Origin of the sequence: Enterococcus caccae ATCC BAA-1240 (genome assembly GCF_000407145.1) — a bacterium.
GTDB lineage: Bacteria > Bacillota > Bacilli > Lactobacillales > Enterococcaceae > Enterococcus_L > Enterococcus_L caccae.
Genome location: NZ_KE136476.1, coordinates 233,335 through 258,584, shown reverse-complemented (window position 1 = coordinate 258,584; position 25,250 = coordinate 233,335). Strand labels below are relative to the sequence as shown.

The 25,250-nt window shown below is 35.6% G+C and carries 22 protein-coding genes; 4 read left to right on the top strand and 18 right to left on the bottom strand.

Features of this window, described 5'->3' with window-relative positions; translation table 11 throughout:
* Window positions 1-7: 7 nt before the first annotated feature.
* From lanM to I580_RS15655, 3 genes are all read right to left on the bottom strand, one after another.
* A complete protein-coding gene (gene lanM, locus I580_RS15660; protein ID WP_010770874.1) occupies window positions 8-3,121 on the bottom strand; it encodes a type 2 lanthipeptide synthetase LanM in 3,114 nt (1,037 codons plus the stop codon).
* 109 nt (window positions 3,122-3,230) lie between these two features.
* The gene (locus I580_RS17160; protein ID WP_139843294.1) at window positions 3,231-3,416 is read right to left on the bottom strand and encodes a serine-rich class II lanthipeptide; all 186 of its coding nucleotides are present in this window, start codon (window positions 3,414-3,416) and stop codon (window positions 3,231-3,233) included.
* 123 nt (window positions 3,417-3,539) lie between these two features.
* Complete coding sequence (locus tag I580_RS15655) at window positions 3,540-6,293, bottom strand: SpaA isopeptide-forming pilin-related protein (RefSeq protein ID WP_010770873.1); 2,754 nt, start codon at window positions 6,291-6,293, stop codon at window positions 3,540-3,542.
* Window positions 6,294-6,528: 235 nt separating this feature from the next.
* Between I580_RS15655 and I580_RS15650 the strand changes: the two genes are divergently transcribed.
* On the top strand, window positions 6,529-7,404 hold the full coding sequence (locus I580_RS15650; RefSeq protein WP_010770872.1) for a helix-turn-helix domain-containing protein: 876 nt from the start codon (window positions 6,529-6,531) through the stop codon (window positions 7,402-7,404).
* Window positions 7,405-7,425: 21 nt separating this feature from the next.
* Here I580_RS15650 and I580_RS15645 read toward each other — a convergent pair whose 3' ends face one another.
* From I580_RS15645 to I580_RS15615, 7 genes are all read right to left on the bottom strand, one after another.
* The gene (locus I580_RS15645; protein ID WP_010770871.1) at window positions 7,426-9,657 is read right to left on the bottom strand and encodes a vWA domain-containing protein; all 2,232 of its coding nucleotides are present in this window, start codon (window positions 9,655-9,657) and stop codon (window positions 7,426-7,428) included.
* 32 nt (window positions 9,658-9,689) lie between these two features.
* Entirely contained in the window at window positions 9,690-10,349 is a 660-nt protein-coding gene (locus I580_RS15640; RefSeq protein ID WP_010770870.1) for a hypothetical protein, read from the bottom strand.
* Between the two features lie 69 nt (window positions 10,350-10,418).
* Window positions 10,419-11,084, bottom strand: coding sequence for a winged helix-turn-helix domain-containing protein (locus I580_RS16555; protein ID WP_010770869.1), 666 nt, complete (start codon window positions 11,082-11,084; stop codon window positions 10,419-10,421).
* A gap of 90 nt (window positions 11,085-11,174) precedes the next feature.
* Window positions 11,175-12,047 carry a BsaA family SipW-dependent biofilm matrix protein gene (locus I580_RS15630; protein WP_010770868.1) on the bottom strand — a complete coding sequence of 291 codons (873 nt, stop codon included), beginning with the start codon at window positions 12,045-12,047 and terminating at the stop codon, window positions 11,175-11,177.
* 53 nt (window positions 12,048-12,100) lie between these two features.
* A complete protein-coding gene (locus I580_RS15625) occupies window positions 12,101-12,868 on the bottom strand; it encodes a hypothetical protein (protein WP_010770867.1) in 768 nt (255 codons plus the stop codon).
* 34 nt (window positions 12,869-12,902) lie between these two features.
* Window positions 12,903-13,949: a BsaA family SipW-dependent biofilm matrix protein gene (locus tag I580_RS15620; RefSeq protein ID WP_010770866.1), complete on the bottom strand. Its 1,047-nt coding sequence runs from the start codon at window positions 13,947-13,949 to the stop codon at window positions 12,903-12,905.
* 80 nt (window positions 13,950-14,029) lie between these two features.
* Window positions 14,030-14,776 carry a signal peptidase I gene (locus I580_RS15615; protein ID WP_010770865.1) on the bottom strand — a complete coding sequence of 249 codons (747 nt, stop codon included), beginning with the start codon at window positions 14,774-14,776 and terminating at the stop codon, window positions 14,030-14,032.
* A gap of 444 nt (window positions 14,777-15,220) precedes the next feature.
* Between I580_RS15615 and I580_RS15610 the strand changes: the two genes are divergently transcribed.
* Window positions 15,221-15,790, top strand: a complete 570-nt coding sequence (locus I580_RS15610) for a recombinase family protein (RefSeq protein ID WP_010770864.1) — start codon at window positions 15,221-15,223, stop codon at window positions 15,788-15,790.
* 143 nt (window positions 15,791-15,933) lie between these two features.
* Here the strand turns inward: I580_RS15610 and I580_RS15605 are convergent, their stop codons facing one another.
* The 3 genes from I580_RS15605 to I580_RS15595 form a co-directional block, all read right to left on the bottom strand.
* Window positions 15,934-16,248 (bottom strand): DMT family transporter, encoded by a 315-nt coding sequence (locus I580_RS15605; protein ID WP_010770863.1) that lies wholly within the window; start codon window positions 16,246-16,248, stop codon window positions 15,934-15,936.
* Window positions 16,245-16,580 (bottom strand): DMT family transporter, encoded by a 336-nt coding sequence (locus I580_RS15600; protein WP_010770862.1) that lies wholly within the window; start codon window positions 16,578-16,580, stop codon window positions 16,245-16,247. The genes I580_RS15605 and I580_RS15600 overlap by 4 nt, the downstream gene beginning before the upstream one ends.
* Before the next feature lie 691 nt (window positions 16,581-17,271).
* Window positions 17,272-18,600: a C1 family peptidase gene (locus I580_RS15595; RefSeq protein WP_010770861.1), complete on the bottom strand. Its 1,329-nt coding sequence runs from the start codon at window positions 18,598-18,600 to the stop codon at window positions 17,272-17,274.
* A gap of 145 nt (window positions 18,601-18,745) precedes the next feature.
* Between I580_RS15595 and I580_RS15590 the strand changes: the two genes are divergently transcribed.
* Both I580_RS15590 and I580_RS15585 read left to right on the top strand, forming a co-directional pair.
* On the top strand, window positions 18,746-19,117 hold the full coding sequence (locus I580_RS15590) for a GntR family transcriptional regulator (RefSeq protein WP_010770860.1): 372 nt from the start codon (window positions 18,746-18,748) through the stop codon (window positions 19,115-19,117).
* 17 nt (window positions 19,118-19,134) lie between these two features.
* Complete coding sequence (locus I580_RS15585) at window positions 19,135-20,517, top strand: DUF5808 domain-containing protein (protein WP_010770859.1); 1,383 nt, start codon at window positions 19,135-19,137, stop codon at window positions 20,515-20,517.
* Between the two features lie 650 nt (window positions 20,518-21,167).
* Here I580_RS15585 and dagF read toward each other — a convergent pair.
* From dagF to I580_RS15560, 5 genes are all read right to left on the bottom strand, one after another.
* A complete protein-coding gene (dagF, locus tag I580_RS15580) occupies window positions 21,168-21,911 on the bottom strand; it encodes a 2-dehydro-3-deoxy-phosphogluconate aldolase (protein WP_010770858.1) in 744 nt (247 codons plus the stop codon).
* Window positions 21,912-21,939: 28 nt separating this feature from the next.
* The gene (locus tag I580_RS15575; protein ID WP_010770857.1) at window positions 21,940-23,031 is read right to left on the bottom strand and encodes a DgaE family pyridoxal phosphate-dependent ammonia lyase; all 1,092 of its coding nucleotides are present in this window, start codon (window positions 23,029-23,031) and stop codon (window positions 21,940-21,942) included.
* 99 nt (window positions 23,032-23,130) lie between these two features.
* Window positions 23,131-23,967, bottom strand: a complete 837-nt coding sequence (locus I580_RS15570; RefSeq protein WP_010770856.1) for a PTS system mannose/fructose/sorbose family transporter subunit IID — start codon at window positions 23,965-23,967, stop codon at window positions 23,131-23,133.
* Window positions 23,967-24,716, bottom strand: a complete 750-nt coding sequence (locus I580_RS15565; protein WP_010770855.1) for a PTS mannose/fructose/sorbose/N-acetylgalactosamine transporter subunit IIC — start codon at window positions 24,714-24,716, stop codon at window positions 23,967-23,969. The genes I580_RS15570 and I580_RS15565 overlap by 1 nt, the downstream gene beginning before the upstream one ends.
* Before the next feature lie 22 nt (window positions 24,717-24,738).
* Window positions 24,739-25,236, bottom strand: a complete 498-nt coding sequence (locus tag I580_RS15560; protein ID WP_010770854.1) for a PTS sugar transporter subunit IIB — start codon at window positions 25,234-25,236, stop codon at window positions 24,739-24,741.
* Window positions 25,237-25,250: the final 14 nt, after the last annotated feature.

Genomic DNA, 25,250 nt, shown 5'->3' with positions numbered 1-25,250 from the left:
TTCCCCCTTATTCTTTTGGCAACTCTAACGTTAGTATGTCCGCTACTTGATTTGCATCATGTATTCGTAAAAGTTGATGTCCGATACCAGCTAATCCCGTGAACAATCCATATTTAGGAATCGTTGGTAATCCTTCAAATGTATACGTTTCTTTAAGCATTTTCTGATGTGCTTTTTTTACCTTTGCTTCAATTTGTTCTTTTTGTTGTTGTGATGCCAAACTCGTTTTTCCATATTCGATTAGGAATTCCAAATCGCCAAAATTACCGTGACATAAGCAATCATCTCGTTTATCTTGTTTGATCAAGCGTTCTGCTGCAAGCTGAACTTCTCCAGCCAATCGCGAATCGTCAAAACTGCTCTTCAACAAATCTAAATAGGCTAAACCAATCCCTGTAGAACCATAGCACCACAAATCATTGACCATTGGAGGTGTCGGACGAAGATCTAGCCAACCTTTTTGAACTGGATCAAAAGTCGTTCTTTCTTTCACTAAACATGTTTTGATCAATAACATGATTTCAGGATCTTTTTCGATTTTGAACAAACTATTCGCACTATAAATTATGCCAGAATAGCCATGAGCAAAACCGCCCTGAGTGATTTTTGTAAGATCTAACTCTAAAAGTAGTCGCTTAGCAAAGCTAAAATAGTCTTCTTTAGTTGTGATTTGATACAAATGCACAAAGACTTTTATAATCGAAGCAATACCTCCGTTCCAATCATAGCCTTCAACACTATCTTTCTCATATCTTTCCATGTATTTTGCAGCAATTGATTCCGCAGCTGTTAATACTTTAGGATCATGAGTGTATCTATAGCTATAAAGCAATGGATACACTGCAGCAAAAGAACCATAGAAAGCTGAAATACTATCCACATAATCTTCTTCAAGCTTCAACACTAGTGCTTCGGCTCGTTCATAGGGCTTCTGAAATTTTTTATTCCCTGTAACATGATACAACTCGCTAAAGTACAAATACATCCCGCTGATTCCGTCATAAAAGTTTTCATTCATAACATTGACCACGTAATTATCTGGCGATGTTTCTTCAATATCTTTCCAGGCAATCGATTCTTCTCCTAAAAAGGCAGCATCAAGAACAGCTTCTCCAATTGCAACAGCTCCATCTAAAAAGGTTGCTTGATGCGTTTTCTCTGATAGCGGAATTGATTTTTCTTGTAAATCTGTCGAATGATATAAACCAAATGACGTTTTTAGATAATCTAACTGTTGCTCTTCTTCTAATACTGAGTAATTCTTTAATCGTAAAATTTCTAGATCGATTGCTTTTTCCTGATACATATCCTTGATGATCTCGCCTTGACTAGCCATTAAATCTTTTGTACTCGTAGGATTAAAGAAAATCGGCACATCATGTTGCAACATATCCCGGACTTCATACGGAACAGGTTCTGAACTAGAATACCCATGCATCCATAGATTTTCAAAAAGTTTTTCACGCTCAATGTAATCGACCATACAAGTCGGATGCGTTGAATAATCCAGTAAATCACCATAACTCTGTGTTGTTTTGATCACATTACGAACCACGCAGTTTGAAAAAGTGTTTTCCGCTAACTGAGCCAATGTCTCTTTGTTCTCCATCGCAAATGCCGAAAATTCTTTAAAACCATCAATAATTGTTTGGATATAAGGGGCAAAATCAACTTTCTCCCCCTTATATAAAGGGATATTTTCGGCCGCATCAGTGATATGTTCTTGATACATAAATTGCATATTGACCGAATCAAAATTAATTAGCTTCAACACTTTATATGGTAATTTTTGTTCTCCGCCACTAAGAGCACTCAGCTGAATTCCTTTTGTTGTACCTTCCACATCTGCTTCAGCTCGTTCTTCAAATAGATAGATTGGAACTAGTCCACTCATTACGACTGATTCCCCATTTTCTTGCATGACTTTCACAATTGCATTTTCACTGTCTGGCATTGGGAAATGGTTTTGAATAATTGTTTCAAGATCGATAAGAACCGGATATTTTCCAAAAGCCAAGACATTCTCTAAATGAAAATCATTCCCATTCAATAAATAAACCAAGGCTACTGTCTGTCCAAATTGACGATAATAGTGCATAACCTCCTCTTCTGACAAACATTCAGAATAAATCAATCGTTCCTCAAATGTATATTTTTCTTTCACTATTTTAGTTGTTAAATAAAAATTAAAGGCTGGGTCCATCTGATTGACTTTTTGTACAAAGCGATCAAAACGTTCTCCGATCATTAAATTTTTTGGTTTAAACACAACATCGACTTGATCACTAAACGTTAGAATCGCTACTGATTTCCCTTGATCATGAGAATCACCTGCACCCATTTTTAAACCAGTCAAACAAAGCGGTCTTGCTACTTGAAATACTTGGTTCAATTCAGTTTCACTTTCCGCTAGTGCTTGCATTAACTCTCGAAAATTAATCAGCTGAAAATCAATTGTTTCTGCATAAATTCTTGTTAATACTGGATACTGATCAAAAAAATCAACCAATTTTTCTCGTGTATTAAACCGAGTGATCAAGTATTGGCGAAACCCTTCTTTTTCATCTAGTGATTCCGAAAGTGCCATTTTATCTTTTTCTACATGTAAATCGTACACAAATGTTCGTAATCCAATGTCCATAAAGCGATTGATTACTTCAGCAATAAAATCCTCCATGGCAGTTGCTTGAATCTGAAGCATGGGAAACTCAGTGATGATTTGTGCTAATTGTTTTTCGAAATAATCAATATGCAAGCGTAAAACATAGGTGAAATTTGTTTTTTCCTCATCAGAAACATCATCAACTAAGCGATCCTCTTGTGAGAAAATCATTTTTGTCGTTTTTATCCATTGTTCTTTAGCACTAGTCGTATAGATATAGTCCTTTTCTTCTGCTGTTAATTCTTTGATTGCAAAACCAAAATCCTTTTCGGTCAACTCTAATGAGTTCAAAATTTCCTTAAATCGCTCATCTGTTACAGTCGTTGGGCGCTTGCGCCAGTTTTTATAATTTTCAAGCTGTTTTTCAGGATATGTTCGATTATTTTTTTGATAATATTCGTTTAGGGCATCGTATCGTTGTCGGATCGATGTGCCTTTTGCTAGATTTTTAAAGCTCATGTCAAACTCCTTTTATTCATTTATTTATGTAAAATTTCTTCAGTTAAAAACAAGTGCTAGACAAACTTCCTATCAAGAGGAAGTCGTCTAGCAACTTGATTATTTTAGATTACCATCCGCAACATCTTGAAGAGCAGCAGCTATAGCTACATCTTGTAGAGTAACAGCTTCGTGATGATGATGAAGATGATGATGAAGACCAGCTCCAACCAAAGCTCCCTTGAACTTTGTTCATTTCTTCTGGTGTTAATTCCTCAAAAGACTTTCCAACTTTTTTCTCAGCTTGTTTGTTCATAGTGTGTTTTCCTCCTAAATGGTTTTTGGATAATAAAATGTGCACTTTTATTATCATTTATTTAAAATAGATTGTTATTTAAACAATCTATTTTAAAACAATTTTGTGTTTCTTCGTTCTTACTTAAATTGTCATTCGAATAATGGTGAATTTATTCGCTTCAATCTTAAAGCTTGTTGCTTTAGAGTTGTTTGAATACCCTTTTGTTACAGGTTCTATTTCATATTCACCAGGTGGTAAATACGTACTGATTTGTCCGAATTTATTCGTTACAACAGTCGTTTCTAATGCTGTACCTTTCGTACAAGTGATATTGTATTCCAAGCCACTTAGTACTGTTTTTGTATCATTACTTGAAATATAAATTAAGGCTCTGCCTACTTGTTCTTTAGGCATATTATAAAATGTTACTTCTGCAATTTTTTCTGCAACAATCGTTGCATTTTTAGTAGCTGTATCAATTTTATAGCCATCGGGTGCTTTTGTTTCAGTAATTAGTACTTCCCCAGCTGGTAAGTCTGACAAGAAAAGTTCACCTTTAGGGTCCGTCTTTCCTTTATGGATATTTCCAGCTGAATCTTTTACTTCAAACTCAGAATTTGGCAAGACAGTATCTGTTTCAAAACCATATTCATCTTTGGCAAATTTTTTGATTTTCAATCCACCTAAGTTATCTTTTTTACTATTTGCATGTCTAATTTCAGCTATTTTTCCTGATTCAACTGTCACTTCATAAAACGTTGAATCTTGTTCGTAACCTGGTGGTGCTTCTACTTCAATTACATAATATTTTCCTGGCTCTAAATCATTTAACAAAATATTTCCATTCGCATCCGTCGTATGAGTGCCTATCAATTGATTGTCATTATCATAGACTTCAAAAACTGCTCCTTGTAAGTAAACAGTTGGATCCGAATCCTTTACGTATTTAGTAATTTTTAGAGAACCTGTTACAGGTAATACTATTTTTTTATTGACCACATCAACGGACAATTTACCGTTTGGATCACCTTTAGCGATAGTAATGGTGTGCGGTGTCGCATCTAGTTCATAGCCTTCTGGCGCTTTTGTTTCAATTAGTTTATAGGTGCCATATGGTAAATCGTTTAATTGCCCCACTCCATTGGCATCCGTTGTCACTTTTCCAACTAACTCATCTTTTGCATTATAAACATCAAACTCTGCTCCAGCTAAAAGCGTTCCAGCTTCATCTTTCTTGATAACTTCAAGATTTCCGGTTGTTTTGGCTTTTTTATTTTCAACAGTTATGCTGACCACACCATTTGGATCACTTTTCGATACTGTAATTGTTTTTGGTGTTGCATCTAATTCATAACCTTCTGGTGCTTTTGTTTCAATCAGTTTGTATGTGCCATATGGTAAATCTTTTAGTGTTGCAATACCGTTGGCACCTGTTGTAATTTTTCCAACTACTTTATCGTTTGCATCATAAACATCAAACTCTGCTCCAGCTAAAAGCGTTCCAGCTTCATCTTTCTTGATAACTTCAAGATTTCCGGTTGTTTTGGCTTTTTTATTTTCAACAGTTATGCTGACCACACCATTTGGATCACTTTTCGATACTGTAATTGTTTTTGGTGTTGCATCTAATTCATAACCTTCTGGTGCTTTTGTTTCAATCAATTTGTATGTGCCATATGGTAAATCTTTTAGTGTTGCAATACCGTTGGCACCTGTTGTGATTTTTCCAACTACTTTATCGTTTGCATCATAAACATCAAATTCTGCTCCAGCTAATAACTTGCCTGTTTCATCTTTTTTGATGACTTCAAGTGCGCCGGTTGTGATTTTTTTCTTATTCAAGACGGTAATACTTGCTTTGCCATTTGGACTATTCTCCGATAAAGTAACATATTTTAGTGTTTGATCTAATTCATAGCCTTCTGGTGCTTCGTATTCTATCAACGTATAGGTATCATAAGGGAGATTTACCAATGTGGCGATCCCATTCGCGTTTGTTGTAATTTGTCCAACCCAAGCATTTTTGCTATTCAGAACATAAAATTTTGCTCCAGCTAGTAATTTACCCGCTTCATCTTTTTTAATAACTTCAAGTGTTCCCGTTTTCACTTCTTTTTTATTAAAAATCGTAATACTAGCTATTCCTCCTGGTGATGCTGCAGAAATCGTAACATATTTAGGTGTTGTATCTAGTTTGTACCCATCTGGTGCTTTCACTTCGATTAATTTATACGTTCCAAATGGTAGATTTCCAATCGTTGCCACACCATTGGCGTTAGTCGTGATTCTTCCCATGTATTGATTGTATGCGTTATAAACATCAAAAGTAGCTCCAGCTAATGCTTGATTGTTTTCACCGATTTTAATGACTTTAAGGCATCCTGTTTGGGTTTGTAATGGTTTATTGCTTTTCGTTATACAAACAAGTTGTCTTGCTCTCAAGAGACTAAAATTCAATGTACTCGTATCTATTTGGTAACCGCTCGGTGCCCTTGTTTCCCGAATAGAATAGTAGCCTAGCGGTAAGGTTCTCGTTTCTGCAACGCCATTATAGTTTGTTTGAATCACCTGAACAGCACGATTCCAGCGATCATAAATTGTAAATTGTGCACCTGATAGTCTTGCATTTGTGCGTTCATCATACTTAATCACTTGAATGCCGCCACATGATACTGGAACAAAACAACGTTGCGTTTGCCCCCTATAGGTAAAAAGATTATTTTGTACATTTAACAGTTGCTTATTGGTAAATGCTGTTGACATCTGCGTATTCACACGTGTCCCATTTGACCAAGAAGCTGTCTGAACCGCTTCTGCCTGTTTCCCGCTAAAAGCGCCCAATATCAATAAAATTAACCCGAATGAAAACAATAAATAGCTGATTTTCCGTTTCATATAAACAAGCTCTCCTAACAATTCTAATTTTTTAACACTCAAACACCTTTTTTAGTTAGTATGTAATAAACCAAATCAATAATTGAATCATTTTACTCAACTCCTCTCAAATTCAAAAAAATTAAAAAATATTTTTTTTTTTGTTAGTTATTTAATGTTTTTGCTATAATAACATAAGTATTATAAAATTTTTCACTAGGTAAATTATTATGTACCATTAGAAAGGAGAATCATTTTGGAGAACTACGGAACATTAATCAAAAAAATTAGACAAGAAAAAGGACTGAGTCAAAAAGATATTTATGAAGGCATTATGACTAGACAAACCTACTATTTAATCGAAACAAATACTAGTATGCCTTCTTTTGACAAATTTTTAATGATATTAGAGAAACTCTTTATTTCAGTAAATGAGTTTCTCTATATACTGGATCCAGAAGTATTTCCCACAGAGAATTACTTGTACCACCAGTTAAGCCAAGCTGTTTTTAAAAAAGATGAAACAAGACTTAGTTTACTCTTAGACAAATCTCAACAGCTATATACATCAACAAACAATAAAAAATACCTTCATTTAAATTTGATTACTCAAGCAATGACTTATTTAAATGACAAACAAATGGAGCCAGATTCACTCTATCGTTTGAAAGAGTTGATGTTACCAATCAAAGAATATTTGATTGGTATAGACAAATGGTATCTCTATGAATTAAAATTATTAAACAATTCTTTATATAGCTTTGAACTCTCTGAAGCAATTGCTTTAGGAACTTTAGTCGGAAAAAAAATCGATGTGCTAGGCAATATGGAACAGTATCAAGATATTAAACTAAGAATCTATTTAAATCTTTCTTCTCTGTGTTTAAATCGGCAGGACTACGATAACGTCCTCTTTTTTTCAACTTTAGCTAAAGAAAATGCTCAAACTGATTATCGATTATTTGAAAAAGTTATTGCACATTTGAATTATGAGATTGCTCAAACGACTAAACACAAACAAGCGAAAAATTCTAATATCACTAATTATCTAACTATTTTAGAAACTTTAGGCTATCAAAAAACAGTTTTAGAATACAAAAATATTCTAAAAAGCTGTGCTATAGCTTTGTGATTATTTGTTTTTTAATGCAAACTATGATCCAAATTTGTTCACTTTGTAATCCCAACTATACGGTCTCGGTGAGCCAACCGACTCTCCATTAGTATCGTTACTCACCTGAGGCACAATGAACATCGTTACCCAGTATTCATTCTCTTTTTGATAATCTAAGATAGCTTCATTATTCTTGATTAAAGCTGACGTGTTGCTAGAAAGATGGGTAATGTTTAAGTCTGAACTTGTCGTTGTGGCAATATAACCATAAAATTTATAATACTCAGGGATTATATTTGTGATTTTAAGTTGTTTTTGTTGTTTGCTAAACGTGAGTTCATATTTTGTAAAAAGTTCTTTCGTCACTTCAGTTGCCGAATCTTTTGTTGTACTTCCGGAAATAAAATTCAAGTTTTGTAGGTTCTTATCAATGTAAGCGCGATAAAATCCTTTTGACGGTATGACTAACTCTGAATTTACTTCAAGAACAGTTTGTCGAATATTCAAAACAACGTTTTTCTTTTCCGGAATTTTTTTATTGGTCACAATTATTTGTTGATGTACATATGCGTCAGCAGTAGGTGCAAACTTAAAGCTACTTTTTAAGCCTATATTTGTTAAACCATTGATATCAATCGTTGTTTCATAGTTTTGATTGTCTTTTAATATTTCCTCTACAACATAGTTTTGATCTGCTTTCCATGGGTGAACAATTTTTTTGACCTCGTTTGAATGAAGCGAAAAGTGATCATTTGTTGTATGCTCGTCTTCTCCATAATTGAAATCAAATAACTCCGTTTGACTCTGGATTTCCTCACCTTTTTCATTGTGCAATTTTTTTTGTAAACTAACGATGATTGGTTTGACTTTAGGCACAGTGAAATCGACTTGCTTCATAACATCTTCATAATCTTTATAGACCAGTGTTGTTCTTCCATTCGTTTTTGCTAAGCCATTTTCATCGATGATCGTTGACTTTAAAACATTGTTGTCCGCATTGACACGGTACTTTATTTCAGCAAACATCACATCTTCATCATGCTCACTGGAAACAGGTTTTTTGAGCGCCCCTACATTCCAATTGATTGTCGGACGGCCATTTACCTCTTTAATAACTGCCGTTCCCTGAGTGGCTTGAACTTCTCCATCCAGTTCAAATCCTATTCCCATTGGATCAACAACAAATCCCGATTTGATTGCCCCAACCATTTCTCCAGCAATACCGCTAAGAATATCTTCTAAATTATCTGCAGTTGCAGCAAAGCTCTTATCCTCAGAAGAAGCAATTTCTTTCAATGTTTGATTTCCTGTAACAACCTCATCATCTGAAGAAGTAGAATCCATATCTACGCCTATCGTGTAAAAATCTGTTACTAGACTTTCGCCGTTCGGTATTTTCTCATTTTTTGAAATTGAAGCTTCAGCTATCGCACTGTGCGCATGGTTAGCCATTAAACGATTTTTCGAATTTGCTGGCATTTGTTCATAATCTGGTGCAAAAGCCCCATAACGATATCTTCCACCATTCCCATATACTTTGTTGTAATTAAATTTTCCTTTTGGAATTGTTTTAACACTTTCATAATAAGTATAGCCAGCTTGTACAGTATATTCTTTCATGCCAGTCAGTTGGTTATACGGTTCGGTTGGAGGATAACTATACGTTGGGACACCATCTGATATCAATACAATATCTCGTTTACTTCCAGATGCTTTAGCGATTACTTCCGTTGCTGATTTTATAGCAGCTTGCGTAAATGTTCCTCCGTCTGGTGTTAAGTCTTTGATTTTATCGATTAACAGACCTTTGTGCGTTGAATCAACAAATTGGCCACTCCAACCACTTTCATTAAACGTATAATTTGTTACCTCTGAGTTGTATGTGATCAGAGCAATTCTATTGTCGTAATCTTTGCGTAAGATCATATTTACAAATTTTTCAGCAGCCACTTTCGCTTTAAGCATTCGGTCATTATCTTTCATACTCCCAGATGTATCAATGATCAAAACGACATCCGTAGGTGGTGGTGGAAATTGATTGCGTCCTTCGATTCGTAGTGTGATATCCCATTGATTGACCATTCCGACTACTGGCTTTGCTGTTTTATTTACTTTTATCCGTCCAGGTAGCAAATCCGTTTTCAGAGCAGCTTTAACTGGTATATTCGTATACGAAAGTGACGCCTGTGCCACGTAAATAGAACCGACCAAGCAGAAAATAAGCATGAACCATTTAAAAAATGACCGTTGTCTTTTTTTTATTTTTTTCAAAACAGCTTCTCTCCTCACTTAGAATTTTGTGTCTATTCACTAATTGTTTGATTTTTCAATAAATTTTCTACATCTGATAGCGGTTTAGTTGTAGGCGTTTGACTTCCCCACCAAGCATCTCTATAGGCGTACTTAGTCGTACTGATTCCTTCGGCCTTGACTTCAAATGACAACGAGACCCCCTCATACTCTTCCGTAATGTTTGCTTGATTCATTTTTATTTTAGTAAATAAATTTGTTGTCCGTTCTTCTTTTGCCAGTTTCTTTTTATAGTAGAAATAACCATCTTTACCATCAATCCAGTCCGTTAAATTGTAATCAATACTTAAAACTGGATTTGATCCATCCACCGTAGCTGGCAATAATGTTACTGCATCATTTGGTTGTTTTTTAGTAAGTACAGGTAAGGCTAAAACACGAATAAAGCTGTCTTGTTCTCCTGTATTTTTGATAGATACTTTTTTTAAATAGTCTTTTTCTGGTTCAAATATCATTGGTGGATCAAATTCTTCTTCTATTGAGGTTTGAAAGTTTCCAATCCTAAATTCATTACGCTTTTGATCACTATCCGTCAAAGCCGCATATGTTTGATATAAGCCGAAAGAAAAACAAATTACCACTACCAAAAAGCCTGTAAATAAGCTCAATTTTTTTAAACTTACATACTTCTTTGTATTCTGCTTTTTCTTCACGTTCCCTCCACTCCCTTTTACAACTTGCTAGCTTTTTGCAAAACGTTTGAATTTTTTATCCTTTCATTTTTACTTATTTGTTTGTTCTGATAAGTTCAAACTATACCCTTTCGAATGGACTGTTTTGATCATATCCACGTATTTTGGATGAACCATTTTTATTTTTTGACGTATGTGGAAAACTAAATTAGCTACACGGTATTTTGGCACTAACTTTTCTTTACTCCATAAATACTTAGCGATTTCCTCATACGTACGAACTTTATTTTCAGAAGCATATAAATAATCTAGTAATGAATATTCTAATCTAGTCAGCGTGATCTTTTTGTTAGCGATCTGAACAGCTAAACTTGACGGTTCTAAACAAAAACTATGATTTTGTCCTATCGTCATACAACTTAATCCGTTTTTGATAGTCCAAGCAATTTCATCAAAAGAATCTGATTCTAATAAAAATCCTATAACACCTAATTTCAGATAGATGACTTTTTCTTTTCCTAATGGTTCATCCGTCAAAATCCAAATTGGTTTTATTGGATTTTCTCGAAATTTAATCAGCCATTGGAATAATTTTTCTATCTGGATATGTTCATTTTTATGAAGAACGATGCCTTGTAAAGTCGTTAAATCTACATTTTCCAAATCGTAGATCTGAATATCAAAGTCAGTAAAAAGTCGTTCTTGCTCATTTTTTTGTATCGTTTGTTTATCTGAAAGTATACCTAACGCATACATCTCTTTTCACATCCTTTTTATTTTATCTAGACTATCTCATGTAGCTTAACGTACATTTTCAAACTAGTTGCGTTTGAATAACTCTCCCAATCAGTCATTTAGCTTCCCATGATATATGTTGTATAAATCACCTGTATTGCCTATGTTCCATGAACTTAAAAGTTCTTTTGTGGCATCATGAGCTTCCATCATGGGATTCAGTTGATACAATGCTCCCTTAACCCTATTAGGTGCATTGGATCTCAATCGTACGCTTTTTAAAACTGGTGCACTTATTTCATTGGGTTCAAGTAATTCAGAATAATAAAAGTAACCATCTTGATATAGCCAATAATCTTTTGTTCCGATTACTGGTGCAGCCTTATAAACATTTTCTGAAAACATTAACTGAAACCACTGTAATTCTGTCTTTTCTCTACCGTTTTCTTCGAATTGATACATTTCCGTTCCTGTGAGTACATTAGGAACGATTGCTTTTTCTGTAATAAAATTTTGACCATGAAGTGAATATGTCCCTCCTGCTTCCGTTGCCGGTCGCCACGATTCTGTGTTTCTTTGATCGACGGTTGGCAATACTTCTTTTGGAGAAGTTACTAAATTACCATTACCCGTTTGATCAGTAATATCTATTTTGAACGTTAATAAGTATTCATATAAACTGATTCGTACAAATGTAGGGATGTTCCCCGTATTTTTAACTTGGATTACTTTTTTAGTTGTTAAACCTGGTTGCCATTGAAATTCTGGTTCAAATTCTTCTACGATTTCAGCTGACAGCCGTGAACCAACAAAATGATTGACCTCGCTATCTTCAGCGACAAACCAAGCATATGTACTTCCTAGAACCATCAAACCAGAAAAGAGAACTGTATATACAGCGATGATTAATTTAATATTGACTTTAACTTTTTGCTTTTTTCTTCGCTTTTTTCTTTTGGTCAGAGTTTGCTTATTTGTTTTCATGCTGTATCGCCTCCCATCATTTGATCGTTCTAAAAAATCCACTTGTCGATTTCCTATTTTCTATCATTTTTTTTCTTTTTAGGTGGTTTTTTCTCCATTTTTTTATGTTTAATGATCAACAATAAAACGAGTATTAAAAATAAACCTACACATGAAAAAAGTAAGGCATTTCGCCATTCTTCTCCCGTATTGGGTAACCGAAATCTAGTTATTATTTTTTCAAATAATGATCGGTCTGGTTGATCTGGCTCTTTAGTATCAGGTAATGTTGTTTTCACTGCTTTAAAATACCAAGTATTTTCTACACTATTCTTTTTAAAAAAATCTCTGTTAGTATAAGCTTTTCCATCTAATTCAAATTGAGCTTCTAGCATTTTCGTGTCACCACTTTTGAATGTACCTAGACTTAATGGCGCAGATTTGTCTTGTAGATTGACTGTTTTATTTACACCAGATAACGGTCCTTTGTAGACTTCTTTTCCTTCATAGATTAATGTCATCTGAATTTCTTGAGACAAATCTAACGTTCCTTCAATCATCGTTGGTTTGCTAATGTTCATTGTTAAATGATATGGCGTATCTTTTTCAATATTGATGATGGTGATTTTCGTAGACCATTTTTTACCTGGTGCTACATCGCGAATATCAACAAGGTATTGCCCGTCATTTTTTATTTTAATGCCTTGATCATCGCCAACTACCATTCCAGGGGGAAGATTTGATTCAGAATTTACTTCAACAGGTTCTAATGTAAGTGATAGACTAATCAGTAGAAATAATCCTATCAGCAGCCACTTGTACTCCCAGTACCCTTTTTTCATCTGTTTTCCCCCTCAAAATAGATAGCTGTTTCGCTTATTTAGCCGGTACTAAAGCTTTTAAAGCTGTTGCTAAAGTATCATTGACACCCGCTGGCAACCAATCATCTACAGCATCTTTGTATGCCGCGATTCCTTGACCTTTAACCGTTAAGTCATAGAGTAATTTACTATATTCATTGCCTGCTGTTCCTAATAGCTTAACTGCATCCATTAATTGCGTTGTATTCATACCTGGATTTAAGACACTTGTATAATAGAAGTAACCATCAGCCGCATTGAAATACCATTTGTCAGCAACCTTTGGATCTGTTGTAATATTGTTAAATGAAATTTGAATATTTTTTGAACCTGTTGCTGCTGGTACATTCCAAATCAATGCACCGTCTTGTGTAAATTTTGGTGCATAAATCGGTGCTTTTGTCCATTCTTTTTCATCAGCTGCATTATATTCTAGTGACACATAGTTAAGAGAAGGTGTACCAGATTTTACTTTAATTTGATTTGATGCACTTCGTACAAATCCATCAATACCACTTGCGTAGTATAAAACGCCACCTTTTTCAAAAGCATAGCGATACGTATAGATTGTTTTGGTTCCAACTGTTTCAGCTTTTTCTTTTACTTTCAATGTATAAACCCCAGCAAAATCACCTGCTGCTACAACTATTTTTGGTGCGTCACCATCAAATGTTGAATCTGTGAACCCAGTTGGCGCATCTGTTCCTGGCAATACATAAACATTTTTGCTTGTTTTCCCTTCAAGTTCAGCACCAGTTGTTGGTTTTACTTGGTGGTCTTTTAAAAGTTGTAATGATTCTGCTAAAGAAACACGAACCAATGTTTTGTATTTTCCAATATTGGCAATGGCCACATCTTTATTTACCTCTGAACCTGGATCCCATTCGGTTGGTGGTTCAAATGTTTCCACTACTTCAATATCTTTACCCGTTGCAATTTGCCCCTCAAAGTGGTTATTTTTTTGGTCTTCACTGGTAAACCATGCAAATGTTGCTGCAGCTATCGCTGCTAGTGCGAAAACACTTGCCAACGCAAGGACTTTTTTCTTTCTGTTTCTATTCATTCTCAAATTCCTCCCAATTTTTTTATTATTAACTTTTTAACAACGGCACTATATCTGCCCTTATTAAAAAATAAATATCTTTATTTAGTTAAAATGTAATATCTGATGATCGTGATAAATCCAAAAACCGAGATTAAAAAAGTGATTGAAACAATGACATTCTCACGAACAAAATTTAAAAATGCACCTATTTTTGGAATCACTATCACCTTTTTGCCAACTACTTGCTTTTCATTGACTGGAACATCTTCTGCTAAGTTTGCGTCCCCTTGGGTGATATAGTAGGTTCCTTTGGTTTCACCTAAATGATCTAATTTTTCTTTCACTCTATGCGTTAAAAATGCCTGACTTTTGATACTTGGTCTAAACGTAATAATGTCGCCTACTTCAGCTGAATTTCCAACAATATTTTTCACAATAATCACATCACCAGAATGGAAGCCTCCTTTTTGTTTTTCTGGATCTCTGGGTACCATTGAATCAGTCAACACACCGAAAAAACGGTAACCTAAAACACTTTTATCAGTATTTTTAGTCGTTGCAAAAATAATCGATCCGATAATCATAAACAAAATAAAACTGTAAAAAATAATGTTAAATAGTAAAGTCGAGCCAGAATTTTTAGGGGGATGTTGGAATTTATTTTTCTTTTTTTTAGAAATAGGTACTTGCTTTCTTTTTCTATTTTTCGTTTGTGCCTTCTTATTTTCCGGTTTGGAATGTATCGAATCTTGTTTCTTCTTTATCGCTTGTTTTGCTGTTGATTTTGTCCGTTTAGTTTCTCTTTTGGGCTGTTGTCGTCGCCTCTTTTTTCGCTCTTCCACCATTTCCCTAAACCCTCACTTTGCCATGAACTTACCAAAACAATAATCCTTTACTTTTAACGCATAAGAAAAACAACTACATCTATACATTCAACCCCTCCGAACAGTCCAAAAAACTAATGATATTGAGAAAATCAACTAAAACGCAAAAAAGAAATACATCTGAATGGATAAATCCCTTCACAACGTATTTCTAGATTGTTTCTTCTACAAAAAATAACAAGCCTTTTGACTCTATAAAAATCATTAGTTTATTATAGAGAAAACTGAAAGTCAATAGTATTTAAAAATATTTTTTACTCTTTGTTTTAATCTTCTTAAAGGTGGTGATTCAGATGTTTGACTCTATCTTATTCGGCTATAGTCACAGCTGAATAAGTACATAATGTGACTTTTTATTTTCACTAAAAAAGATTACAACTATCAATGATTTAGAGGTGTATATTCATGACAGTAATTGGCTATATGCGTGTTAGTACGCATCAGCAAAAATTTGATTCTCAACAAAAAGCGCTTGAACAATATGGTGTAGATTTTATTTACAAAGAACGGGAAAGTGGTAGAAAGGTGTCTAGAAGCGAGTTAAATAAAGTATTAGCCCTGCTAAAGTCAGGAGACACGCTCGTTATTTTCAAACTTGATCGATTATCAAGGGGAACAAAGCAACTCCTTAGTTTGTTAGAGGAATTTGAGCGAAGAAATATTCATTTTGTCAGTATTCAAAACAATATAGACACAACAACTGCAATGGGACGCTTCTTTTTTACAGTGATGGGCGCATTTGCTGAAATGGAGGCCGAATTAATTCGAGAAAGAGTGATGGCAGGTCTTGAAGCCGCCAGAGAAAATGGCAAGCAATTGGGGCGTCCTCCACGTACAAAAGAGGTAAATGAAGCATTGAAGCTTTATGCGAATTCCAATCTATCTGTACCTGAAATCGCAAAAAAATGTAATGTTTCTGTTCCTACGGTTTACAATCATATTAGAAAACAAAACTTGCTCAGGAAGGCCAACTAACACACAATTTGCACATAAAAAAACTAAGAACATTTAATTTATACGATCTATTTAACCTCCTTTTATAGGGAATACATATTGAAAGTAAGAATCTGAGCAAAGATAACTGTTTTCCACTTATCTTTGCTCAGATTCTGAAATTATCAACCAATCAATTTTAACCCAATCACTGATAATAAAATGACACCAATAAAAACGATTCTACGCCAGTCTTTTGACTCTCCATAAAAAACCATTCCTAAAATTGCTCCACCAGCCGCTCCAATCCCTGTCCAAATAGCATAAGAAACCCCCATTGGCAAACTCTTCATCGCCATATAAAGAAAGATAAAGCTACTACCAAAAGTAAGGAACAATAGGAACAATGACTTTCTATCTTTGCTTTGGTTAAAACGATTGATCGATCCAACACCTAACATTTCAAATATTCCTGCTGTAATTAAAAATAGCCAACTCATTTTTTACTAGCTCCTTTCTCACCAGTCACAAATTTCAACCCCATCACACCTATTAATAATATTGCGATTAAGAGAATTTTTGACAGCTTAAATTCTTCTCCAAAAAAGAGAATTCCTGTAATGACTGTTCCTGCTGTACCTAACCCAACAAACACCGCATAGGCCGTTCCAACAGGTAATGTTTCTCCTGCTTTAATCAACGCATAGAAGCTGATAAAAATAAAGACAATCGTCAATAAAATTTCCCACCACGTATTACTATGCTTCATTCCAATAACCCATAGCACCTCGAAAAAAGCACCAATCATTAATTTGATCCAATCCTTGTTCATGTAAAAACCTCCTTAGTATATAGAAAACAACGTTTCGCTTTGTTTCATCCTGCACTCTTTCACTTCAAGTAATGAAGAGAAACAATGTGACTGATCACAAACCAATAAAAAAAGTGTCAATCAACAATTCCATCTACGGCCTAAGAATTGTCGATTCACACTTTTACTGATAAACAGCCGGCGCTGTTCATCAAAAGTTATTTGATTTACTTAATTGATTCGTTGAAACTGCTCCCATTCTACATCACATTGAATCATTTAGCAATAGAATTTTTCTCTATTATTTATTAAATAAAACTTAATCTTTGAGCAATATTGCTTAAAATAGCTTTTTTACTATGTATTACTTATAAATATGTCTAGCAATTCAACCATTTTAGTAAGAACTATTCTCGTGCTTTTTTTGAAAAATAGTTTATCTTATAAAAAATTTCAAGTTGATCAGATAATTCTAAAAATTTCTATCTCATGATTTTGTAAATGTAAGCAACATATGATACACTTACTTTATCAAAAAAAGATTCCTAGTGAATCAGTCAACGTTGATATTACTTACTTTAGGCGGTAGTAATGTCAACGTCTTTCTTTTGTCTATACAAATTATACCACACTAAAATCTTTTTGAAAATATCCGCATACTTAGGGTAAAAAAAAGAACCCACCTCTTTAGAGGCGGGAATTATTTATACTTTTATGCTAAAGCCCCCATTGGATCCCATGGTGCTAAAACTGTCGGTTCTTGTTGCCATATTTCTTGTAATTCTTTGGATAGTAATTCTTTACGAATAACGATTTGATACGTATATTCGTCCATCCAAGCATCACTCATCACAAAGAATCCTTTATCTCCAACTTTTTCACCCCAACTGTTTTCTACTTTCCATTTAGTAGAAGCACCCTCGATCACATCTACTCCAGTTAATACCATGGCATGTGTCATCAAACTTTCACCGAAATCTAAGCGTTGTGCTTTTGTCATCGTAAAATCGATATCGAATAAATCATCTATATCATATGCATCTAAAGACATAATTCCACTATCTCTTGTCGAAGATTGGCCAACATCACATCCAAACCAAACAGATTCTCCTTGTTCTAGCTGAGCCACTGCCAATTTTTTAAATGTGGTCATATCTACATTGATATACTTCACTTCTTTACCGCCAACAACATTCCCTAACATCTCTACTGTATAAGTTTGATTATAAGGTTTATCTGCTGTAGGAGCATTGATTACACTTACATAGTCATCAAGATTCACGCCTACATATTTTTCATAAAACGATTGCGGCGTTAGCTTTTGATCTAAATGATACATTTTTTCTTCATCACGATATTCAAAATCAAACACTTCTGGTGGTGTACCTAATGAAATCGCTAAAAAGTTATAGACTTCTGCTAACATCGTTTCTTTTGCTGCTTGAACTTCCGCAACTGTTTTTCCACTGGTGATTAACTCGCGCAAAATCGTTGCATCTTTTCTTAATTTTTTATTTAAGTAATTATTTAAATCTCGAGAGTTTGAACTGTTGCTACTCTCAGGCATAGCTGTCTTTGGTACAACGCCATATTTTTGGAAAAGAGAGACAATCATATCCCATTGTCCACCGTCTTGTTGTGGTGTTGCTAACAAGAATGCCACTTTACGGCTGTCTAGCTCTTGATCGGCAGTTGCGATGATATTTTCATAGAAGTAATTTGATTTTTCATACTTATCCCAGAAAAATGTATAGTTTTGAGAAAGCTCAAAATCTTTTAAATTGAAGCTATTGATCATTTTGTGTCTAAAAGTATTTAAGGCTGCAAACATCCAGCAGCGGCCACTTTGTTTTTGGTTGGCTACTTTCCCAGTGGCTATATCTATTGAAAACACTGGGACATTATTTACTTCAGCACTTTGGTTTTGCGCAGAAGCAGTGATTCCATTTTTGATAACTCCGCGCTGTAAAGCATTTTGCTTATTATTTTCTATAAATGTATCGTGAAATTTTTGTGTTACTGTTGGTTCGATTGCTGACATATTGACTCATCCTTTCACTCATGGTATTCCTTTTTCATTATATGCCTGAATTTTCAATCTCTCAAGTTTTTAATGAGATAAAATTGCTTTTTTGCATCACCTGTATTATACTTCATAATACAAAGGAGCAAAAAGAGGTGAAAATATGTTATTAGAAATAGATGCACAAAGTCAAACCCCTATTTATCAACAAATTTGCAATCAGCTCATTATAGGAATCGCCACAAATAAACTACAACCTGGCGAGATACTTCCTTCTGTCCGACAAATGGCTGATGAAATTGGTGTAAATATGATGACTGTTTCAAAAGCTTATACTTTACTGAAAAATGATGGTTACATTTTGACCGATCGCCGAAATGGAACAATGGTTGCTGCAAAACAATCACTAGATCCTCCATTTCAAGCTCGATTTTCACGGGAGCTTGAACTTTTATTAGCTGAAGCTTCTATCCATCAAATTTCGGAAACGATGATTCAAGAAAAAATCAAACAAATTTATCAAAAATTTGAATAGTAAAAGGTGTGTTGAAAATGAATTTTTTCCTATATTTAATACTTGTAGGCGTTAACTTTTTAATGGCTTTTGCAGGTAGAATTCCAGCAAATCCGCATAAAAATATTATTTTAGAAACGACTTTGCCTAAAGATAAACTTCAGAATAAACAAGTCCTAAACGTTAGCAAAACATATAAAAAAAGGTTGTTGCAATGTGCTCTCATTTTCTCTATCATTGCCCTTCCAATCATTGTCATCCCATTTGATTCTTTAGTTCTGCTTTATTTTCTAGTGATGATGATCGGATGTCTTGGAACTTCATTTTACTTGCAGGTTATTTTTATTCGTAAAATGACCACTGTAAAAGTTCAAAACAATTGGATTTTACCAACAAGTCCGATTTTAGTCGATACAAAATTGGTAGCAAATAAAAACCGTAAATTGATTTCTGTTTGGTGGTTTTTACCCAGTGTTTTGATTACTCTTTCAGGTTGTATTTATTCATTTAAGGTACTTGGTTTGGCGAATGGTACTTGGATTATTTGCCTTATTTCTCTTCTTATGACAGGAATGTTTCTGCTTTTTTATTATTTTATTGCACGTTTTCCAGTTAAGTCAGTTACTAGCGATGAAACAATCAATCAAAACGTGAATGACCAAATGCGTCATCATTGGTCTGTTTTAATGGCTATTTCGTCATTGGTTTTAAGCCCGTTGTCTTTTATCTCAACAAGTTCAGTGATGCTCCCTTATGAGCAAGTGATGGTGTTTTTAGTTGGTTACACGGTGCTTATACTAGTATTTGTGATAGTCACTTTTTATTATTTATTTTCATCTAGAAAAAAACAAGATCAATTGATTGCACAAGCAAAAGAATACCGTTACAGTGATGAGGATCAATATTGGAAGTATGGAATCTATATAAATCCAAATGATAAAAGAATCATGGTACCCGATCGCGTCGGAATGAATATCTCTGTCAATTTAGGCAGACCCGTTGGAAAACTGACTTTAGGAATCACTGGTATTTTGATTTTGATTGCTTTAAGTGTAGCAAGTATACCGATGTTGATTAGTGATTTTTCAAGTAATCCATTTGAATTATCTACGACTCACAAGGGTATCTCTTTATCAGCACCATTAAGTCAACGTAGACAAATCGACTGGAACGATATTGAATCCGTAAAATTGGTGGATAAGCTTCCAAAGGATAAACTCCGCGTTTACGGAACAGCAACAGAGAATTATTTAACTGGGGAATTCCAGGTCGATGCTAAACCTGCTTATTTGCTAGTTTTAAAAGATAAAAAACCAATTTTGGAAATAAAAACTAAAAATAAACTCTACTATTATACAAATAAAGATAGTAAACTAACTGAAAAATACTATCAGAATATCCAAGCAATTCGAGAAAAATAAAAATAAGTTAGGAAAAGACACTCTGCTTTTCCTAACTTATTTCTTTATTTTTCTCTAGCTTTAAGAGCTAGTGCTTCGGAAAAAAGATGAACGTGGGTGGTGGCATAATACGCCACAGTCAACTTTCCCTATTTTTCTGTCAGCCCTGAACAAGCTCATTCTGCTTTTAGTTTATCTAGCTTCATGAGCTAGTGCTTCGGAAAAAAGATGAAAGTGAGCCGTGGCACAATACGACACAGGCAACTTTCCCTATTTTTCTGTCAGCCACGAACAAGCTCATTCAGCTTTTAGTTTATCTAGCTTCATGAGCTAGTGCTTCGGAAAAAAGATGAAAGTGAGCCGTGGCACAATACACCACAGTCAACTTTCCCTATTTTTCTGTCAGCCACGAACAAGCTCATTCAGCTTTTAGTTTATCTAGCTTCATGAGCTAGCGCTTCGGAAAAAAGATGAAAGTGGGCCGTGGCACAATACGCCACAATCAACTTTCCCTATTTTTCTGTCAGCCCTGAACGAGCTCATTCAGCTTTTAGTTTATCTAGCTTCATGAGCTAGTGCTTCGGAAAAAAGATGAAAGTGGGCCGTGGCACAATACACCACAGTCAACTTTCCCTATTTTTCTGTCAGCCCTAATCGAGCTCATTCTGCTTTTAGTTGTTCAACGTATTTTTAATCATACCTAGTAATGTTTTCACATCTTCTGGTCTTGTATCGCCTGTTTCTGAGTCGATGATTGAGCTGTATACGTGAGGGATGATCTTTTTCACGCCTGCGTCCACTGCGATTTGCACGATTTCTTCAAAGTTTTCTAAATCGATGCCGCCTGTTGGTTCTAGGTAGAAATCATATTTGGCACAGGCCTCTGCGACTGCTTTGTATTCTTCGATATGCGCTAATCCTTTCATAGGGAAGAATTTGATAGAGCTACCGCCCATATCTTGTAATAAACGAATCGCTGTTTCGATCGTTACTTCGCCTGCTGGTGTTTGGGAACTTAAGGGACCTGTGGCGATATTGACGATGCCGACTTTGCCTGTTGGTGAGACTAAGCCATTAACGATCGTGTCATTTTGACCTAATAAAGCACGAGATGTCCCAACGCCTGTAAAGACTTGGTTGACGTGTTGTGGTTGTAGTTCTTTTGAGATTCTTGACACCATTTGGCTTTGGTTTGGATCGCCTGCACCTAAGCCAACTGATAACGCGTTATTGGTTTCTGCGGCGTATTTTTTCATATCTTCGATTGCGGCTTCATCGGTTGGATAGTTTTTAGATAAAACACCTAAAACGATATGGCCTTCGGCAGCTTCGTAACAGTCTTTTGCGTTTTCTACTGAGTTGGCTAAAACGTTTAAGCAAATACGGTCTTCTAAATAGTTTGGTGTTAATGTCATGGTTGATTCACTCCTGTTTAGTAGTTTTTTAATTCATGATCTCGGTTAAACGAGTCACGATTTTAGTCATTTCTTCTTCATTGACAGAACGGATATCGAATTCGATGATCCCGGTGTTGGCTTGGTATTCTCGGGTATAAATAGCGGGACTTTCAGCTTTTAATTCTTGGATGACTGCTTTCGCTGACTTTTCTCCACTGACCTTGATACTCGCTCTGTAAATATCTCTGCCAGCGCCATCTTGAACGCTTTTGGCTTCAATATTGTTTATTTGATTTAATGCTGCGATAAATGGTGCTAAGCGTGCTTGCATGGAATCCCCTGCTTCACTGCCGTTTTTCACATAATCTTCTACCGCTTGGGTAAAGCCTAAGATATTATCTTTACCGATTTTCATTGCGCGGCCGATGCCTTTTCCTTGTAGGCGGATCCATTCGATATAGGCTTTTTTGCCGATCACAAGTCCTGCACTTGGTCCTTCGATGGCTTTGGCTCCACTGTAGATCACAAGATTTGCGCCTGCTTTGATGTATTTGAATAGATCTTCTTCCGCTGCGGCATCCACAATCAATGGTAACTTATGAGCCTTCGCAACTGTCGCGGCTTCTTCCACACTTAACATACTTTTTTGAACGGTGTGATGGCTCTTGATGTAAAGAATCGCTGCAGTTTGATCTGTGATCATCATTTCAATGTGTTCAGGTGAACACATATTGGCATAGCCTGCTTCCACCACTCGTCCCCCACCTTGTTCGACCATTACTTCAACGGGCGTGCCGTAATCTACGTTATGCCCTTTAGGTAAGATAATTTCACGTTTGGTGATTTTATCTGTGTATGGATGATAGGCGTGATACACTGAACCTTCACCGATCAAGGCTGCCACACTTTGGGCGATACCAGCGGATGCGGAAGAAACGACTTGAGCATCTTCGACAGTCAATAATTTAGCTAGGTAAGCGCCTGTTTGAATGCTTAACTCACTCATCTCAAAGAAATGTTCCCCACCGAATTTTTGCGCGGCTAAGACATTCTCTGAGACTTTCGATACGCCTAAGATCGTCATACGGCCTGAGGCATTGATGACTTCTTTTAGATTGAATTTTTCATAGCTATCCATTTGAACTTTCACCCCTTTTTAAACATTATAACATTATATTTTTAAATGTAAAACTCAAGAAAGAGGATGAGAATTTATATTATCTCAACCTCTTCGTTTTTATAAAAGTCCTAAAAATGAACCAATAATACTGACAGCAACAATTGTTCCAATAATAATTCCATAACGAGGACCTTTTTTGACCATAAAGAAATAAATCAGGAATACCGCAGTCAACGGTAAAATCCCTTTCATGATTTGATCCAAAATATCTTGAACAACAATTGTTGCTCCGCCTGAAACATGGAATTTCATCGGGCTGGAAATATTCACATAACTTGCAGACAAAGCGCCCATCATCATCATTCCCAGTACATTTGCACCATAGATGACTTGTTTGATTTTCCCATCTTTAAGCAGTGCCATGATGGAGTTTCTACCAAGTGTATACGACTTATTGATCAAGCCCCAACTGATATACATCGTTAAAACTGTATAAATCACTAACGGGCCTAAACCACCCATGATACTACCGTTTTTAGCAATAGGAATAAAAATTGAAATAATCAATGGCATGATCGCCGCCCAAACAATAGAATCACCAATACCAGCTAAAGGCCCCATCAGACCAGTTTTAATTGAAGTAATCGCAGAATCGCCAATATCAGCTCCGTTCGCACGTTCTTCTTCCATCGCTAGAGAAATCCCCTGAATCGATGCTCCAATAGTTCCTTCCGTATTAAAGAAGGCCAAGTGGCGTTTTAACGCCTCACGTTGTTCCTCTTCATTATCCGCATATAATTTCTTGATCGCTGGAATCATGGATGCACAGAAAATCAAGCTTTGCAGACGTTCATAAGAGTTGGATAATTCACAGCCAAGTTGATAAATCCAAAAGGTTTTACTAATTTCTTTTTTCGTTAATTTTTTTTGATTGATATCTGTCGTATTTTCCATTATGCTTCTCCTTCTTTCAGCGCATTATTTCTCACCAAGAAAGCCACACACGTACCGATTACCGCCACAGCCATCACTTCTGCACCAAAATACATAACGGCCACAAAACCAATGAGAAAATACGGAATCAATGTTTTCTTTCCAATAACCATGATCGTTAAAGCAAACCCTAACGCTGGCAACAAGCCACCCATTACTTCAAAACCGTGCATTAATTTTTCTGGAATAATATCTAAAAGAGTCGTTACCACTGATTGTCCGAAGAAATTCCCCGCAAAAACAAGTGGAAAACGTAATAAAAAGCCAACAAGTGCTGGGTACAAGAACGCTGCACGATAGATCCCTTTGTAATTTAAGTTTTCGGCATATTTATCTGCCATATGAACAAATGTTGCATTGACTGTTCTTCTGATTTGATCCATAAAAACACCTAATACTCCGAAGGGTACAGCTAAAGCAATCGCTGCTTCTGCATTCATTCCTACGCCAAGAGCAATCGGGATCGCAATGGCTGAGGCTAATGCTGGATCGCTAGGAACATTTCCACCTGGCGTTGACGTTACGCCTAAATAAACTAATTGTATGCCTGCACCAATCGTCATCGCTTCAGCAATTTTCCCTGTGGCAAGTCCTGCAACCATTGCTGCACATAATGGCTGAGACAACATTCCTGAAAATGTGTAGCCAAACCGCAAGCGGGCGAACCAATAGTATAAGCCCATTGTAATTGAAACACCTAAAACACCCATCTTTGTCACTTCCTTTTTTTAGTTATAATGAATTATATTTTTCAATCAATTTTTCGATCGGCATTGGATTATCTTCTGGAATCGCTTGGAAAAAGACGTTTAGATTTTTTTCTAGAAAACCATTTAGAACATTGACGTCATTTTCAGATAGATTGATGTTTTTAAGCACGTTTTTCCGTTCTGCGCCTCCACCTAAACCGCCAATTTGAATATCATTTTCGATTACATTTGCGTTGACCATTGCTTCTAAAGTAGGTAGATCGGGCACTAAGAATAGAACCTTGGCGTTGCTGTTAGGAGCCTCTTCTGCCCAATATTTTTGTGCGGATTCTACACCATAGATTTTCACTTCAACACCTGGAGGGGCTGCCATAACATAGATGCTTTGTAAGAACTCATCCTTCTCCAATTCATCACTCACTACAAAAATTTCATCTGCACCTGACTGTTGTAGCCATTTTGTTACCACTTGTCCGTGAATCAACCGACTGTCTACTCTTGTTAATACGATTTTTGCCATGTTTATACTCTCCT